General features: G+C 51.6%; 14 protein-coding genes, 2 tRNA genes and 1 pseudogene. 11 read left to right on the forward strand and 6 right to left on the reverse strand.

Annotated elements, in window-relative coordinates; all coding sequences use genetic code 11:
• Nucleotides 1-61 precede the first annotated feature (61 nt).
• From OGX66_RS07095 to OGX66_RS07110, 4 genes are all read left to right on the forward strand, one after another.
• Nucleotides 62-1,489: an aminobutyraldehyde dehydrogenase gene (locus OGX66_RS07095; protein WP_270932829.1), complete on the forward strand. Its 1,428-nt coding sequence runs from the start codon at nt 62-64 to the stop codon at nt 1,487-1,489.
• A gap of 11 nt (nt 1,490-1,500) precedes the next feature.
• Nucleotides 1,501-1,974, forward strand: coding sequence for an ester cyclase (locus tag OGX66_RS07100; RefSeq protein WP_134215636.1), 474 nt, complete (start codon nt 1,501-1,503; stop codon nt 1,972-1,974).
• An 88-nt stretch (nt 1,975-2,062) separates the two neighbouring features.
• A complete protein-coding gene (locus OGX66_RS07105; protein WP_270932828.1) occupies nt 2,063-3,955 on the forward strand; it encodes an NAD(P)-binding protein in 1,893 nt (630 codons plus the stop codon).
• A gap of 3 nt (nt 3,956-3,958) precedes the next feature.
• A complete protein-coding gene (locus tag OGX66_RS07110; protein WP_046670609.1) occupies nt 3,959-5,167 on the forward strand; it encodes a c-type cytochrome in 1,209 nt (402 codons plus the stop codon).
• 43 nt (nt 5,168-5,210) lie between these two features.
• Here OGX66_RS07110 and pdxR read toward each other — a convergent pair whose 3' ends face one another.
• Nucleotides 5,211-6,686 carry a MocR-like pyridoxine biosynthesis transcription factor PdxR gene (pdxR, locus tag OGX66_RS07115; protein WP_270932827.1) on the reverse strand — a complete coding sequence of 492 codons (1,476 nt, stop codon included), beginning with the start codon at nt 6,684-6,686 and terminating at the stop codon, nt 5,211-5,213.
• Between the two features lie 106 nt (nt 6,687-6,792).
• On the opposite strand from pdxR, the gene puuE reads away from it, so the two are divergent.
• From puuE to OGX66_RS07135, 4 genes are all read left to right on the forward strand, one after another.
• A complete protein-coding gene (gene puuE / locus OGX66_RS07120; protein WP_003843512.1) occupies nt 6,793-8,055 on the forward strand; it encodes a 4-aminobutyrate transaminase in 1,263 nt (420 codons plus the stop codon).
• A 180-nt stretch (nt 8,056-8,235) separates the two neighbouring features.
• Entirely contained in the window at nt 8,236-9,291 is a 1,056-nt protein-coding gene (locus OGX66_RS07125) for an ABC transporter substrate-binding protein (RefSeq protein WP_275388246.1), read from the forward strand.
• Nucleotides 9,278-10,282, forward strand: coding sequence for a FecCD family ABC transporter permease (locus OGX66_RS07130; RefSeq protein ID WP_088902370.1), 1,005 nt, complete (start codon nt 9,278-9,280; stop codon nt 10,280-10,282). Before OGX66_RS07125 ends, OGX66_RS07130 begins: the two co-directional genes overlap by 14 nt.
• Nucleotides 10,279-11,031: an ABC transporter ATP-binding protein gene (locus OGX66_RS07135; RefSeq protein WP_003836510.1), complete on the forward strand. Its 753-nt coding sequence runs from the start codon at nt 10,279-10,281 to the stop codon at nt 11,029-11,031. Before OGX66_RS07130 ends, OGX66_RS07135 begins: the two co-directional genes overlap by 4 nt.
• Here the strand turns inward: OGX66_RS07135 and OGX66_RS07140 are convergent.
• The 4 genes and pseudogenes from OGX66_RS07140 to OGX66_RS07155 all read right to left on the reverse strand — a co-directional run.
• A complete protein-coding gene (locus tag OGX66_RS07140; RefSeq protein ID WP_088902369.1) occupies nt 11,018-11,740 on the reverse strand; it encodes a substrate-binding domain-containing protein in 723 nt (240 codons plus the stop codon). The genes OGX66_RS07135 and OGX66_RS07140 overlap by 14 nt on opposite strands.
• A gap of 170 nt (nt 11,741-11,910) precedes the next feature.
• Nucleotides 11,911-11,987 (reverse strand) — tRNA-Val (locus OGX66_RS07145).
• A gap of 4 nt (nt 11,988-11,991) precedes the next feature.
• A tRNA-Val gene (locus OGX66_RS07150) sits at nt 11,992-12,068 on the reverse strand.
• 149 nt (nt 12,069-12,217) lie between these two features.
• Nucleotides 12,218-12,583: pseudogene (locus OGX66_RS07155) on the reverse strand (tyrosine-type recombinase/integrase); the annotation flags it as partial.
• 291 nt (nt 12,584-12,874) lie between these two features.
• Here OGX66_RS07155 and OGX66_RS07160 point away from each other — a divergent pair.
• From OGX66_RS07160 to OGX66_RS07170, 3 genes are all read left to right on the forward strand, one after another.
• Nucleotides 12,875-13,453, forward strand: a complete 579-nt coding sequence (locus OGX66_RS07160; protein WP_088902367.1) for an MT-A70 family methyltransferase — start codon at nt 12,875-12,877, stop codon at nt 13,451-13,453.
• Nucleotides 13,437-14,444, forward strand: coding sequence for a DUF968 domain-containing protein (locus OGX66_RS07165; protein WP_088902366.1), 1,008 nt, complete (start codon nt 13,437-13,439; stop codon nt 14,442-14,444). Before OGX66_RS07160 ends, OGX66_RS07165 begins: the two co-directional genes overlap by 17 nt.
• Nucleotides 14,445-14,605: 161 nt before the next feature.
• Complete coding sequence (locus OGX66_RS07170) at nt 14,606-15,379, forward strand: LEM-3-like GIY-YIG domain-containing protein (protein ID WP_088902365.1); 774 nt, start codon at nt 14,606-14,608, stop codon at nt 15,377-15,379.
• Nucleotides 15,380-15,467: 88 nt separating this feature from the next.
• Here the strand turns inward: OGX66_RS07170 and OGX66_RS07175 are convergent, their stop codons facing one another.
• A complete protein-coding gene (locus OGX66_RS07175) occupies nt 15,468-16,628 on the reverse strand; it encodes an IS30-like element ISCfr4 family transposase (RefSeq protein ID WP_286510989.1) in 1,161 nt (386 codons plus the stop codon).
• Nucleotides 16,629-16,683 lie beyond the last annotated feature (55 nt).

A 16,683-nucleotide genomic window follows, 5' to 3' on the forward strand; every position in this document is an offset into this window, starting at 1 on the left:
AAAATTTTACAATATATATATTACATAAGATTCTTTATGTATTAATTGGCAGGAGACAAGCATGAAAACCCTGAAGCATTTTATTAATGGGCACTATGTAGCAGGCAGCAGCGAAGATAGCTTCGAACTGGTGAGTCCGGTTGACGGTGAAACATACGCAATTTCTCCCAACGCTAACGAGGTGGAGGTAGAGCAAGCCTACTCAGCAGCGGAGGCGGCGTTTAGAATCTGGAGAAAATCGACGCCAGCACAGCGGCAAAAGGCGTTATTGCTGCTGGCCGACGAGATTGAACGCAACGTTGAGCGACTGGTAACCGCGCAGAGTCAGGAAACCGGTCAGCTTCGCCATTTTATTGAGAAAGAGGAGATTGCGGCATCCTGCGATGCCATCCGCTTTTTTGCTGGCACGGCGCGCTGTCTTGAAGGGAAGGCGGCGGGAGAATATTCCGCCGGGTTTACATCGACCATCCGTCGTGAACCGCTGGGTATCGTTGGGCAAGTTACGCCGTGGAACTACCCGTTCATGATGGCGGTGTGGAAGATTGCACCAGCGCTGGCGGCAGGCAACACGATCGTGTTAAAGCCAAGCGACACCACACCAGTCAGTACGCTGCTGTTGGCTGAACTGGCAGCACCATTGTTCCCGAGAGGGGCGTTTAACGTCGTGTTGGGCAAAGCCAGCACCGGTTCGCTGGTGGTTTCAAATCCGAAGGCTTCACTGGTTTCGATTACCGGTTCGGTCCGCGCGGGCTTGCAGGTTGCGGCATCAGCAGCGGCGAATCTGACTAAAGCACATCTGGAATTGGGCGGGAAAGCGCCTGCAGTCGTGTTCGCCGATGCGGATATGGACAAGGCGATTGCGACAATCACTACGGCAGGCTTTTTCAATGCCGGGCAGGATTGCACAGCGGCTACGCGGATCCTGGTAGAGCAATCCATCTATGCTGAGTTTCTGGAAAAACTGATCCAGAAAACAAAAAGTATCAAATTTGGGCCGCCAGAAGATCAGAATGCGCTGTACGGCGCATTGAATAGCCGGAATCAACTGGAGCAGGTGAAAGGTTTTATTGAGCGTTTACCGGCACATGCAAAAATTGAAGCCGGTGGGCGCGCCGGGCCAGGTCCGGGCTTCTATTTTGAGCCGACGATTGTCTCCGGATTGCATCAAAATGATGAAGCTATTCAGCATGAAGTATTTGGTCCGGTAATGACCATTCAGTCGTTTTCTACTGACGAAGAGGCACTACACAAAGCGAATGATGTGGAGTATGGTCTTGCCGCCAGCGTCTGGACCAGTAACCATGGTCGCGCGCAGCGCTTCAGCATTGACCTCGATTTTGGCACGGTGTGGATTAACAATCACATTCCTCTGTGTGCCGAAATGCCGCACGGCGGGTTCAAAAAATCGGGTTATGGCAAAGATCTCTCATCCTATTCGCTCGAAGAATACACTCGGGTGAAACATATCATGTGTGACATTTCTGAATAGAGAGGATTACGATGAAAACAGTAAAAATTGCGGTTCTTTCATTAGTGATGCTCTCTGGCTATAGCTTTGCAGAAAGTACATCGCTGAGTACCGTAAAAGAATATATGGCGGCGTGGAATGCGCATGATGCTTCGCGAGCCGCTCAATATCTTGCGGAGGACGCAGTCTATTATGATGCCGCCGCGGGCGAACCGATAAACGGCAGAGAAAAAGCGGAAAAAGAGGTTATCGGCGCTTTTATTAAGGCGGTGCCAGATCTGAACTGGAAAATGGTTGGCAAACCCGTCTACGACGAAGACACCGTGGCCTTTCGTTGGGAATTTTCAGGCAAAAATAGTGGTGAATGGGCAGGGAGTCCGCCGACAAATAATCCGATCAAATTTGAAGGCGTAAGCTATATTCATGTTAAAGCAGGAAAAATCACCTGGCAGGGTGATTATTATGATTCTAAAAAACTGGATGAAGAGTTAAAGCCAGTGAAGTAGTCGGTTGTACCCCTTTATAACTAAGAAGGGGTATTTCTCTTATTTGTGTCGTATTAAAGGCAGTGTGTAGCAATAAGGAAAAAAGTTAATGGCAATTACCAGACGTGATTTTCTCAACGGCGTCGCGGTGACTATTGCGGCGGGACTTACCCCGCTTGAGTGGGTCAGGGCGACAGGAAAGGGAAACGCATTTATAGATGGAAATTATTATCCTCCTGCGCTGACGGGGCTGCGGGGTAATCATCCTGGATCATTTGAAATGGCGCATGCGCTAGGCCGCGAGCAGAAGCATTTTGATTTAAACGCTCTGCCCGTTGAGGAAGAATACGATCTAGTGATTGTTGGGGGCGGGATTAGCGGGTTAGCTGCCGGTTGTTTTTGGCGTCAAGTTGCCGGGCAAAATAGCCGGGTCCTGATCCTCGATAACCATGACGATTTTGGCGGACACGCCAAACGTAATGAATTTACCAGCTCGGGCAAGAAATTACTCGGTTATGGCGGCAGCGAAGCATTCCAGTCACCCGCGCATAATTTCAGCCCTGAAGTACAAAAACTGATGGAAACCGTGGGCGTCAGCGTCACGCGGTTAAAAGAGAGTTTTGACGTAAACTTCTACCCCGACTGGCAGCTCAGTCGCGGGGTTTTTTTCGACAAGAAGAATTTTGGCGTAACAAAAATCGTCAGCGGCGATCCGGGCCGCGCGGTATCTGATGATATTCCGCCGGACAGGCTCAATGGCCATAAAATTGAAGACTTTATCAATGATTTTCCGCTAGGTGAGAACGACAGAAAAGCGCTGATCGACCTGCATGTGCGCCCTGGCGATTACCTTCCGGGGATGACGGTTGATGAGAAAATGGAATGGCTGGATACCCACAGCTACAGTGAATTTTTAGCAACAAAAGTGGGTTTGAGCAAAATGGCGCTGCTCTATTTTCAGCAGCGTTCCAATGACTTCTTTGCCATCGGCATTGAAGGCATCTCCTGCAGCGATGCCAGGGCGTGCGCCTTACCCGGCATGGAAGGGATGGGGTTACCGCCGTTGGACGGAGAGTCGCTGGCCGACCTCGAAGAGCCGTATGTTTACCATTTCCCGGACGGTAACGCCGGTCTGGCCCGACTGTTAGTCAGGTATATGCTGCCGGATGCGCTACCGGGTAACACGATGGAAGACTCTGTTCTCGCCAGATTACATTATGAAAAGCTGGATCTACCAGAAAACACCACGCGCCTGCGCCTGAACAGCACAGTGATTAATGCGGCCAACGTGCAGGATGGCGTTGTGGTGACCTACCTGCGTGACGGTAAAATGCACCGTGTGCGCGGTAAGAACACCATCATGGCAGGCTATAACATGATGATCCCGTATCTGGTGCCTGAGATGCCGGAACAGCAGCAGGCGGATCTCAAACTGAACGTCAAGGCTCCGCTGGTGTACACCAACGTGGTGGTCAAAAACTGGCAGGCGTTCAAACAGCTTGGCGTACATGAATTTTATTCTCCAGCGGCACCTTACAGCCGGGTTAAGCTCGACTATCCGGTCAGTATTGGTGGGTATCAGCATCCGGCCTCCCCGGACGATCCGATGGTCATTCACATGGTCTATGTGCCGACCTACCCGGGCAGTAACCTATCGGCCAGAGAGCAGTTCCGCCTGGGACGAGCCTATTTGCTGGGGACCACTTTTGCGGCGCATGAGGAGATGATTCGCTCCCAGTTGCAGGAGATGTTTGGCTCAACAGGCTTTGATAATCAACGCGATATCTCCGCCATTACCGTTAACCGCTGGGCGCATGGCTATGCGTACTACGCCAATTCACTGTTCGATGATATGGATAAAATGCCAGAAATTATCGAGCGGGCGCGTCAGCCAGTCGGTCGCATTACCATCGCTAACTCCGATTCTGACTGGAGTGCTTATGCCCACACAGCAATTGATCAGGCATGGCGTGCGGTTAATGAACTCAAGGATATGGGGTGATCTATGCGTAACGTAACCATTCTCGCCGCCTGTTTATTTACCGCTTCGGTAAGCGCTGCTGAATCTAACGGTGAATACATCGCGCGAATTTCAGACTGCGTCGCCTGTCATACCGCTGAAGGTGGTGCAGCGATGGCGGGGGGCAAAAAGTTTCCTACTCCGGTGGGGGATATTTATTCGACCAACATTACCCCGGACAAGGCACAGGGTATTGGTAATTACTCATACGAGGATTTTGAAAAGGCGGTACGCCAGGGAATTGCCAAAGACGGTCATCCGCTCTATCCGGCCATGCCTTATCCCTCTTATGCAAAACTTTCTGACGAGGATGTTCAGGCGCTGTATCGCTATTTTATGCATGATGTCACACCGTCTGCGCAACCCAATAAAGAGAATGCCATTCCGTGGCTACTCTCCGCCCGCTGGCCACTGCATATCTGGAACTGGCTGTTTACCGACGCGCCAGCGACGACAGTAGATAGCGCGAAACCAGATGACAACGCAGCCCTGGTAAAACGGGGCGCTTATCTGGTGGAAGGTCCCGGGCACTGCGGTTCTTGCCATACACCGAGAGGTATGGCGATGAATGAAAAAGCCTATACCCATGCAGATGCCGAGTACCTGAGCGGAGCGATGATTGACGGCTGGTATGCACCTTCGCTGCGGGGCAGCGGAATGTCTGAGCAGGCGTTAAAATCGCTGTTGCTGACCGGTAAGAGCAAGCATGCTGCGGTTTCAGGTTCGATGGCTGAAGTCGTCACGCAGAGTACACAGTATCTGACCGACGAAGATGCCACGGCGATCGCCCAATATCTGCTGAGTCTGAAAAGCGCGAAGCCTGAAACGGTGCGTGCTGCTGCGACTACAGCATCCTGGTCGAATTCACCTGAGGCGGGCAAAGTGACCTATAACCGTTACTGTTCAACTTGTCACGGTCTGGAAGGGAAAGGTACGGATGATAACGCACCTTCTTTGGTCAACAATCCGCTGGTCATGGTTGATGATCCGACGCCGCTGTTCAGAGTGATTGCCCACGGCGCAGAAACACCGACAACGCGTGGCAGCGTCTCCTTTAAGATGCCCGCCTACGGAGGCATGTTAAGTGACAACGAAATGCGCGACGTGATTAATTACGTGCGTAAGACCTGGGGTGAAGGGAATGGCGAAGTAAGCCATGAAGATCTGGCTGGGATTAAAAAAGCGTCACATTAAACAGTATGCCGGATAAGGTGCTTGCACCACCATCCGGCAGTGCTTACACGGTGTTTACCCTGATAATATCCGCGAGTCGGGTAAACGCCGCCGGCATTTCATGCTCTTCAATACTTGCAAACCCCAGCAACAGGCCGCTGCGTTTCTCTTCATTCACGTAGTAGCGTGACAGCGGGCGCACCAACAACCCTTGCGCATTCGCTTGTTGGGCAATGACCGCGTCATCGCTCCCTGCGGGTAACTGTAAGATCATATGCAGCCCGGCGTTGCTGCTGAAGGAACCAAGATAATGTTCACCAAGCTGGCGGCTGATAAGCTCTACCAGCATCTGGCGACGACGACTGTATAGTTGGCGCATTTTCCGAATGTGCGCTGCGTAATAACCCTCGCGAATAAACTCCGCCAGCGCGGCCTGAATCAACAGATGTCCACCACGATAGAGGTCGTTATGAACCTTTTTCAGCGGAGCGGCTAACGATTTAGGTAGCACGACATACCCGAGTCGAAGTGCGGGATAGAGTGTCTTACTGAATGTCCCGATGTAGATGACCGGTGTCTCTTCTTCCAGCCCCTGCAAAGAGGGGATCGGCTGGCCGGAAAAGCGGAACTCACTGTCGTAATCATCTTCCACTATCCAACTTCGTGTTTCACGTGCGCGAAAGATAAGTTGCCGGCGGCGACTGAGGCTCATCACCGAACCGAGAGGGTATTGATGTGACGGTGTCACAAAAATAAGTTTTGGCGGTGTTTCGCCTGCATCCGGCGGGACCAAACCTTGTTCATCAACCGGGATAGCTGAAAAATTTACCGCATTGATACGCAGAATATTTTTGATTCCCCAGTAGCCCGGCTCCTCAATCCAGGCGTAATCGCCCGGGTTGCATAACGTTCGGGTCACCAGATCCAGCGCCTGGTGAATACCTTCGGTAATCAGAATTTGCTCCGGCGAACACCGCACGCCGCGAGCGGTGCGCAGATAGTCTGCCAGTGCTTCTTTCAGCTCATTCACACCGCCTGCGGCATCGTAAGTGAGAAACTCCGGGCGCAATCGTCTTGCCAGCCTGTCCTGAATTTTTTTGAGCACCCGGTGCGGAAAATGCTCTACATCAGGTACGCCTGGAATAAACGCGCCCCACTGACGGGGACTGGCGCTGGCATTACCTAACAGCTCAAGGCAGCGGGCAGATAAGCGGGTGTGATCCTCCAGAGCGGCAGCAACAGGTTCTTTATTGGGACGCAGGTTGAGATTGTCCAGCACGCTGTCAGTGACAAATGTGCCGCTACTGGTACGCGCAGAAATATAACCTTCGGCCTGCAACTGCTCGTAAACCCGCAGGACGGTATTGCGCGATAGCGCCAGCTCTCCTGCCAGGTCACGCGACGGAGGCATTCGGGTAGCCGGTTTCAGGCTACCTTCGAGGATGCAACTACAAATGGCGGCATACAGGCGGCGATGTAGTTTTTCGTCAGTCTGCTGACTAAATGCCTGCTTGATCACATCTCCGGCAAGTGAACGCATTTGGATCCTTAAAATAAAACGATTTGGCTCTCGATTAAAGTACCAGACGGCGTCTAAATTTAAAGGGTAATTCAACCGAAATGTATTAATGGACAAGGTGTAGAGAATGAACAATAAAAACCTGCAACAACGTCGTCTGGATGCCACCCCGCGTGGCGTGGGTGTGATGTGTGATTTTTATGCCCAGTCGGCAGAAAACAGCACGATTACCGATATCGAAGGCAATCAGTACATTGATTTTGCCGCCGGGATTGCCGTGCTGAACACCGGACACCGCCATCCTCGCCTGGTGCAGGCAGTCGAAGCGCAACTTCAGGCTTTTACCCATACGGCTTATCAGATTGTCCCGTACGAAAGCTATGTGTCTTTGGCTGAGAAAATCAACGCCGTCGCGCCAATCGATGGCAAGCGTAAAACCACATTCTTCACCACCGGGGCTGAAGCGGTAGAAAACGCGGTGAAAATTGCACGCGCACATACCGGGCGTCCTGGCGTTATCGCATTTGGCGGTGGTTTTCATGGTCGTACTTACATGACGATGGCGTTAACCGGCAAGGTGGCACCCTATAAAAAAGGTTTCGGTCCGTTCCCTGGCTCTGTTTACCATGCTCCGTATCCTTCTGAATTGCAGGGTATTTCCACGGCGGACTCCCTAAAAGCGATTGAGCGTCTGTTTAAAGCCGATATCGATCCAACCCAGGTTGCGGCGATTATCTTCGAACCCGTCCAGGGCGAAGGGGGCTTCGTGGTGGCACCGCCGGAATTTGTGGCCGCCATCCGCCGTATTTGCGACGAGCATGGCATCGTGATGATCGCCGATGAAGTACAAAGCGGGTTTGCCCGTACGGGCCAGCTGTTTGCGATGGATCATTACGCCGATAAAGCGGACCTGATGACTATGGCGAAAAGCCTCGCGGGCGGCATGCCGCTGTCTGGCGTCGTGGGCAAAGCCGAAATCATGGATGCACCTGCGCCTGGTGGTCTGGGTGGAACTTACGCCGGGAACCCGCTGTCGATCGCGGCGGCCCATGCAGTACTGGACATTATCCATGATGAACAGCTGTGCCAGCGTGCGGCGGCCCTCGGCGAACAGCTGCGCGCCGCTCTGACAGATGCGCAAGCAGGGTGTCCTGAACTGGCCGAAGTGCGTGGTTTAGGTTCTATGATTGCTGCTGAATTCTGTGATGCAGCGACAGGGGAACCCAACGCTTCCGCCGCACAACGCGTGCAGAAGAAAGCCCTTGAGCAAGGACTGCTGTTGCTGACCTGCGGTCAGTATGGCAACGTTATTCGTTTCCTTTACCCGCTGACGATTCCGCAGGATCAGTTCGCCAAAGCGCTTCAGATCATCAAAGCGGCGACGAAATAGTCCCGTATACCGCAGAAAAGACATAAAGCCGACGGTTGTCATCACCGTCGGCTTTATTATTGCCGGCATAAATTGATCTTCCTCGTGTGTAGTGCGGTATTTATCGCGAATGGGTTGCCAGTTATTGCGTTATATAATTTAATGCATATCGTTTTTACTCCTCTATTCAGATGGTATCCCATGTTAACTTTCCGCTCTTTTGTGCTGGTATGCGCCAGCATGTTGTTTGCGTTTTCTGCTCAGGCCGACCGTACGATCACCGATCAGCTTGGTCGTCAGGTCACGATCCCTGACCATGTGGACAAAGTCGTCGTGCTGCAACACCAGACGTTGAATATTCTGGTCCAGCTCAATGCCCAGCAGGACATTGTTGGCGTTATGTCGAGCTGGAAAAAACAGCTCGGGCCTGAATTTGCGCGCTTTATGCCGACGATTACTACATTGCCGACGCCGGGTGATCTCACCAGCGTGAACATCGAAAGCCTGCTGGCAATTCATCCACAGGTGGTGTTTGTCGCCAACTATGCGCCCGCGGAGATGATCCAGCAGATTCAGAACGCCGGTATTCCGGTCGTTGCTATCTCATTGCGCAAAGATGCCGACGGGCAACAGAATAAAATGAACCCGACTATGGCCGATGAAGAGCAGGTCTACAACGAAGGGTTAAAGCAGGGTATTCGCCTGATTGCGGATGTCGTGGGGCGCAAACCGCAGGCTGAAACGTTTATCGACTACGTTTTTGCGGCACGAGCAAAATTCAATGCGCCGGTTGCAAACATCCCGGATGCGCAAAAAGTCCGTATTTATATGGCTAACCCCGACCTGATGACTTACGGTTCCGGTAAGTACACCGGACTGATGATGCAGCACGCGGGGGGATTGAACGTGGCGGCTGCCAGTGTGAAAGGGGCCCGTCAGGTTGCGCTGGAGCAGGTATTAGCGTGGAACCCGCAGGTGATTTTTGTCCAGGATCGCTATCCGCAGGTGGTAACTCAGATCCAAAACGATCCGAACTGGCAGGGGATTGATGCGGTGAAAAATCATCGTGTCTGGTTGATGCCTGAATACGCCAAAGCCTGGGGCTATCCGATGCCGGAGGCGTTGGCGATCGGTGAACTGTGGATGGCCAAAAAACTGTATCCGGATGCCTATAAAGATGTGGAAGTTGATGCGCAGGCGCAAGATTACTATCAGCGTTTTTATCGTGTGAACTGGCAGTCTGATGCAGCTAAGTAACCGTTTTTTGCCCCAGCAACCGCTCTTAATCGTTGTGATCCTGTTGCTGGGCGTCAGTTCGCTATGCCTCGGACAATATCCGCTGTCGTTAAGCGAGGTGTTTTACCACCTGACGCACTATAGCGACGCTGAGGGAATAGCCAGCCAGGTGATCTGGACGGTCAGATTACCGCGTATTCTGATGGCGCTGCTGGCGGGGGGCGCGCTGGGGTTATGCGGGGCGACGTTGCAAGGAGTATTTCATAATCCGCTGGTCGACCCGCATATTATCGGTGTGACGTCGGGGGCGGCCTTTGGCGGAACGCTGGCCATCCTGCTCGGTCTTTCGCCCTTGCTGATGGTGGGGTCAACGTTTTTCTTCGGTCTGACGGCATTGATCCTGGTGTATGCCATTGCTGCGTTACAGGGGCTGGAGAATACGCTGGTGTTGATCCTGTCAGGTATCATTTTGAGCGGCTTTTTTGCCGCGCTGGTGAGCCTGATCCAATATCAGGCTGATACCGAAGAGACGTTACCTAATATTGTGTTCTGGCTGCTGGGGAGCTTCGCGACGGCCAACTGGCATAAAGTACTGCTATTGGCGGTTCCAGTCGGTATCGCCGCGACGGTTTTGTTCCAGCTACGCTGGCGGATAAACCTGTTATCGCTCAATGACAAAGATGCCAGAGCACTGGGGGTGGCGGTGGTTCCTCTGCGACGCAGCGTTTTGGTGTGCTGCGCATTTTTGGTCGCCGCTCAGGTGGCGGTCAGCGGCAGTATTGCCTGGGTTGGGTTGGTTATTCCGCATCTGGCGCGTTTGCTGGTGGGCGTTGATCATCGTCGTCTACTGCCGTGTGCCTTCTGGTTGGGGGGCGGTTTTATGATTGTCGTGGATGATATTGCCCGCACCCTGATGCACGCGGAGATACCGCTGGGGATCATCACCGCATTGTTCGGTGCGCCGTTGTTTGCTTTCTTGCTCATTCGTACCAACTGTCGGGAGAATTCATGATACCTGCCGCACTGCGCGTAAATCAGCTTTCTTATGGGTATCGCGCGCCGCTATTTGAGCCGCTAACGTTCTGTTGCCAGAAAGGTGATATCTGGGCCGTGCTTGGACGTAACGGTCTGGGTAAAAGTACGCTGCTTGATACGCTAACCGGCACGCTGCCTGCTTTAGGCGGGAGTATTGAAAATAACGGTGGGATAGGAATTGTGGCACAGCATAGCCATCTACCGTTTCCTTATACGGTCAGCGACGTGGTATTGATGGGGCGGGCACAGCACGTGAAGCTTTTTGCGCAACCCAGCCAGCAGGATCAACAAAGAGCAATGCAGGCATTAGAGCAGTTGAGTATTGCGCATCTTGCCTCCAGCTCATTTGGCTCACTTTCTGGCGGGCAGCAACAGTTAGTGATGATTGCCCGGGCTCTGGTGACTGAGTGTCAAACGTTGTTACTTGATGAACCGTGTTCCGCGCTGGATCTCGCCAATCAGCAGGTGGTGCTCCAGCTCATCAGCGATTTGGCCCATCAACAGGGATGCAGCATTCTCTTTTCGACCCACGATCCGCTTCATGCGTTACAGGTTGCTTCCCATACTTTGCTGCTACTCCCTGAAGGTAAATGGCGGGCAGGGCCAACGGACAGCATTGTGACCGAAGAGAATCTGTTTCTGGCCTATGGCTTACCGCTGCGAAAACTTAGCGTGGAGAATCACCCTACGCCATTTATCGCACCGTTGTTTTCTATTCGTCGTTAAGCGGTAAGAATCCTGCGGCGGTAAGGAACGCCTGACCGCTGCGGGAAAGTATGAATTCAACCAGCGCCATGACTTCTTTGGAGGCTTCAAGCACCGCCAGTTGGTATTCGCAGCGAATATTGTGCTCGTCCGGAATAGCCACGTAATGTACGTCGGTCATCGCGTGCAGCGCGTGTGCGTAATGCGCGTAACCGATAAACAGATCGGCCAGCCCCTGGCGCAGGATCCAGGCGCTCGCCAGTTCTCCTTGCGGGATTTTTATCGTATCACGGCCACCAACCAGTGGGATAGCGCGCGCCCGAAGTTGCCGCCCGAGTCCTGGTTCCAGTACATCCATATTGTCGAAAAATGCCCAGGTATAGTCTCCGGAAGGGTCGCAGCCGGGCGTTGATGTACCTGGTCGCAGCGTTGGGTCGCGGAGTAAATCCAGCCAGGTTCCGATTCGGTTGCTGACAAGGCTCAGTTTGTTCCAGCAAAAGGTGTGCGTTGAGACGGCTTTATTACGTACCAGCAGGTTTTGCGGATGTTCCCGGTTGGCGGAGGCAAAGAGCGCACACGGTTCACCCGTTTCAATACGCTCGCGCAGTAAACCGGCCGGACCATATTCAATCTTGACGTCTATTCCACTCATGCGCGTGAACTGGCTTATCAGCGGGGTAAATGCTGGGCGTAAACTGCCCGCGGCGAACAGGAGGATGGAAGAGGGCATGGTATCCGGGCTCTGACGAAAGACATTATACGAAGAATATGAATGATACGCGTTGAGCATGGAATTTAGAATGATTTAACGCATTGCTATTGTAGCAACGTAGGAAATGATAAAACCGAAGATAAAACGATAGTTTTGAAGGGAAATAGCACCAAATCGAAGAGATGATTTGGTGCGTCCGAGTGGACTCGAACCACCGACCCCCACCATGTCAAGGTGGTGCTCTAACCAACTGAGCTACGGACGCAAGATGGTGCGTTCAATTGGACTCGAACCAACGACCCCCACCATGTCAAGGTGGTGCTCTAACCAACTGAGCTATGAACGCAACGTTGTAGGTGACAACGGGGACGAATATTAGCGGCACAGACCGAATGAGGCAAGAGGGAAATGGCATTTTTCTTCCTGATCTCACGCGATTGCAGAGTAATTAAGCAAGTTGATTATATTTTGTTGATTTTGCAGCGTGTTTTTTATTCAGGCTGTGCGCTGGGGGCATAATGGGGGCATTTGGGTCGGCATCCTGCTGTTCAGCATGCTTACCTGATCCTGATTCATTTCGCTTATCCACTTCGAATAAACCTCATAAACCATCTTTGCATTCTCATGCCCCATCTGACTGGCAATGAACGATGGGTTAGCTCCTGATGACAGTAGCCAGCATGCGTATGTATGGCGAGATTGATAAGGGTCCCTCACTCTAACGCCTGCCCGTTTCATGCCACTTTCCCAGCTGTAGGGAAAAGACCTTTTAGAAAAGTACTGTTTCTTTTCCCTCGACTGCTGTCCTGGAATGAAGACAAACCGGACAGAAAGCTGTTCTGTCCGTCCATACTCGCGATGCCGATTCTGGTACTCACTGAAAAACCCCGTCCGGCATTGTCGCGTGAAGAGGGGTTAAAACGTATTACAGATATTCGCAATAAGTTTGGGCTGACCAGACGAACGAAGTAACACGAGAAATCGCGCCTGACCAGCGTACTTAAACCAACAAAATATGAGGTTAGCAATGTTTAATCTGAAGAACCTGCGGTTATACCGCTTAAGCCGTGACGTTAAATTTGATACTGACTCGCAGCAAGAAAAGTTAAGCGCTATGCCATTCACTCCTGGTGGCGCAGGGGGGATTTGCTGATGTATCAGATTATCTATGCTGATCCTCCATGGTCGTACCGTGACAGTGCTGCAGATGGTAAGCGCGGTGCTGGGTTCAAATATCCGGTAATGCGGTTTGATGACATTTGCCGTTTACCTGTCTGGGATCTGGCTAACCCTGAGTCTTGCCTGCTCGCTATGTGGTGGGTACCGACTCAGCCCGAAGAGGCGCTGGCTGTCATGAAAGCCTGGGGTTTTCGTCTGGTCACGATGAAAGGTTTCACATGGCACAAAACTAACCGGATTAAGGGTAACAGCGCTATTGGAATGGGGCATCTTACCCGAGCTAACTCCGAAGATTGCTTGTTTGCCGCGCGTGGGCGCCTGCCTGTTCGACTGGATGCTTCGATCTGTCAGCACATTACCGCTCCGCGCGGAGAACATAGTGCCAAGCCTGTGGTATTTCGTGAAATGCTGCAGCGGCTGGTGGGGGAAATTCCTCGTATTGAGTTATTCGCGCGCGGCGACATACCTGGTTGGGATTGTTGGGGAAATGAATGTGACAGTAGTGTCCGGTTGATACGTGGCGGGTGGAAAGCCGATGCGCACATTGCTTAACCCCATCATCATTCGTGAACTGGATCTGGTGATTCTGCGACCGGGTCGTTCGCTAATGAGCTTGTTTTACGGGCCAGTGATTATTGCCCCGGCTAGTGAAATGGAAGCCGGGCGTAAGCCCGGTTTACTGCCACAAGAACAGCCCTTACTGTTGGATCCCGCATTTTCATCATTCTGGATGGAGCCTGAAGTGCTGCGCGCCGCAGGTGGCTCAGTCCAGAGTTGGGTCAGAAAGTTTAACGTCTGCCAGTGGAATCATGGGGCAGATGAATACCATCACCCTGAACTTACCACGGCCAGGTACGAGCAATCAGGCCTTTGCCTGTGCTGGCATCATGACCGCGTGCTGGTGGACCAGCCTCCAGCGCTGGTTGCTGATATTGCCCGTCAAAATGCGGCGCATTACATTCTTGAATCAGTTCGCTCGCATTTTCGGTACCCCGATCATCACATCGTTACTATCAGTGACCTGGGTTGCTGGGCATTGGTTAAACGAGTTGCTGGTCTCCTCCCTGACACAGTTATTCGTAAGTTGCTGTGCATGCCTTCAACTGAGCCAATTAAACCTGTCTACCGCGAGAGCGAACTGGTAATAAACCCGCCAGATCCCCTAGCAATAATTACAACTGCTGTCGAGGATACGCCGGTTTTGGTTGTCGCGATCGATGTTGACGCGCCAGCGCAGTACATGCGCCGTCCGAAAATTCCTCGTTGGGAATGTCAGGCGTACACTGACTGGGTCAAAATGCAGGCGTGCTGCGGTTGCGGTGAACCTGGAGACGATCCACACCATCTTGTTGGTTACGGGTTCGGCGGTACCGGCATGAAAGCAGGGGATTTTCACGTTATGCCTATGTGCCGTATTTGCCACCGGGAACTGCACGACAACGTAGCTATATGGGAGAGTCAACATGGTAGCCAATTGGAACATATTTTCCGGTTACAGCACCGTGCTCTGGGGCTGGGCGTGATTGTGACAGACTGTGCGTAGTGGAACCGGTTAATCTTGCTGTATCGTGATTCAATACAAAGCGGGCATTTCTTATCCTTCACTATAAAAATCATAATACTAACTAATCGGGACTATAAGTTGTCAATCGACAGCATTGTGTTTATTTTGTAAAATATAAGTTAAATTGCGGGTGTTGTTATATGGATATTAATGAATTTCCAGCTGGAGTCATCGAACATCTTGGCTGGTATGTATACCGCCTAATTGACCCGAGGGATGGCAGTACGTTCTACGTAGGGAAAGGGAAAGGTAATCGTGTCTTTGCTCATATGCGTGGTGAGGTTGCGGCAGTGGATGATGATGAGTTACTGAGTAACAAACTCAAGCAACTTCGAGAGATCAGACTAGCTGGTCTTGAGGTTATCCATGTTATCCATCGGCACGGTATGGCTGAAGAAAAGACCGCTTACGAGGTTGAAGCAGCACTCATAGACGCCTATCCTAGTTTAACTAACATCATGAACGGTGCTGGCAGTAATGAGTTCGGTGCTGCACACATCAAAGAGTTAATCGCTACGTACCAACCTGAAACAATTACGTTCCAACATAAGACCCTAATGATATCGGTTAACAGGAGTTCAAAGGATATTGACCTCTATGATGCAGTACGGTTTAGCTGGCGTGTCAGCGTTGAGCGTGCTCGTAAGGCTGAGGTCATACTGGCGACAGTAAGAGGTATCGTGAGGGGCGTATATATTGCTGATGAGTGGCTCAAGTCTACTCGTGAGAATTTCCCAGAGATAGATTCATGGGATGCAGATGATGAGTTTGAAGCTACTCAAAGTTCCCGCTTTGGGTTCCGGGGTAGGGCTGCATCTCCTGAGATTACACAGCTTTATTTAGGTAAGAAGATCCCTGATGACCTCAGAAAGAAAGGTGCTATGTCTCCTGTGAGATATTCTCCCGGGTTTTGATTTCGGAAAGGAACTGGATTTTAGATTGTAGCCAATTTTCGCGCATGACGAGAGAGTCCGTCATAGTTGGCTCCTTTGTGCTGTGAGTTCAACTGATGGACGCAACACACTTATTGAACCGCTCTGCGGGTGATTCATAGTCTAGCGTTTTTCTCGGCCTCTCGTTGAGCTGTCTGGCAACACTGTTAAGTCTTTGCTGGCTGTGAACCGATAAGTCAGTTCCTTTTGGAAAATATTGTCTGAGCAATCTGTTCGTATTTTCATTTGAGCCACGTTGCCAGGGAGATTGAGGATCACAAAAATAAATCTGAATGTCTGTCGCTACAGTAAATCGTGTGTGGCTGGTCATTTCAGCGCCACGATCCCAAGTTAATGTTTTATAAAGCTCAGCAGGTAATTCCCGGGCTTGTCTGATGAGTGCAGATATAACCGTTATGGTCTTGTTGTCTCTGATTTTCGCCAGCATAACAAAACGGGAATGACGTTCTACGAGGGTGATGATATAGGAGTTATTCGAGCCCTGAATCAGGTCACCTTCCCAGTGACCTGGAATGGCTCTGTCAGCGGCCTCTGGTGGCCTTTCGCTGATAGGTATCGTGTGCGGGATTGACCCTAATCCTTTCCCTTTAAGCGATGACGTTCTGGATCTACGCACTGCTCTTCCGCTTCTGAGGCATTGCTGCAGCTCTTTTTTTAATGCTCCCCGGGTTTGTATAAAAAGCGTTTTATAAATCGTTTCGTGTGACACATGCATTTCCTGATTATCCGGATAACAGCGTTTCAGCCAACCGGCGATCTGTTCCGGCGACCAGTCCTGATGCATCTTCTCTGCAATGATTTTACACAATGCGGGGCTTTCAATTAGCTTGCAAGGTTTTGGTCTCAGCGCATTTTCCCACGCAGCAGCATCGGCTTTTGCTGCACGGTATTGTTTTGCACCACCGTGCCTCCTGACCTCGCGGCTAATCGTTGAGGGCGCTCTTGATAATTTGGTGGCGATGTCCCTGATACTGAGTTTTGCTACCAGCCCTCTGGATATCTCCTCTCTTTCATCAAGCGAAAGCGCTAATCGGTGCCGTTTTGGCACGGGAGGACGGTAGCCGCCTGTCTGGTGGATAGTGGGCATAATGGAAGAATGATATCTGTCGAACATTCTGGCGATATCATGTAGAGAATCACCTTGCTTATATCTGTCCCAGATAATTGCCTTCTGCTCTGGCGTGTAGTTAATCCGAGTTCTTCGTTTCATGGCAACGTCCCCCTTGATTAAGGATAGCGTTGCATCGACCCGTTGAACTCACAGC

The sequence above is a fragment of the Citrobacter sp. Cf072 genome (assembly GCF_030334485.1).
In the GTDB taxonomy this organism is placed as follows: Bacteria; Pseudomonadota; Gammaproteobacteria; order Enterobacterales; family Enterobacteriaceae; genus Citrobacter; species Citrobacter freundii.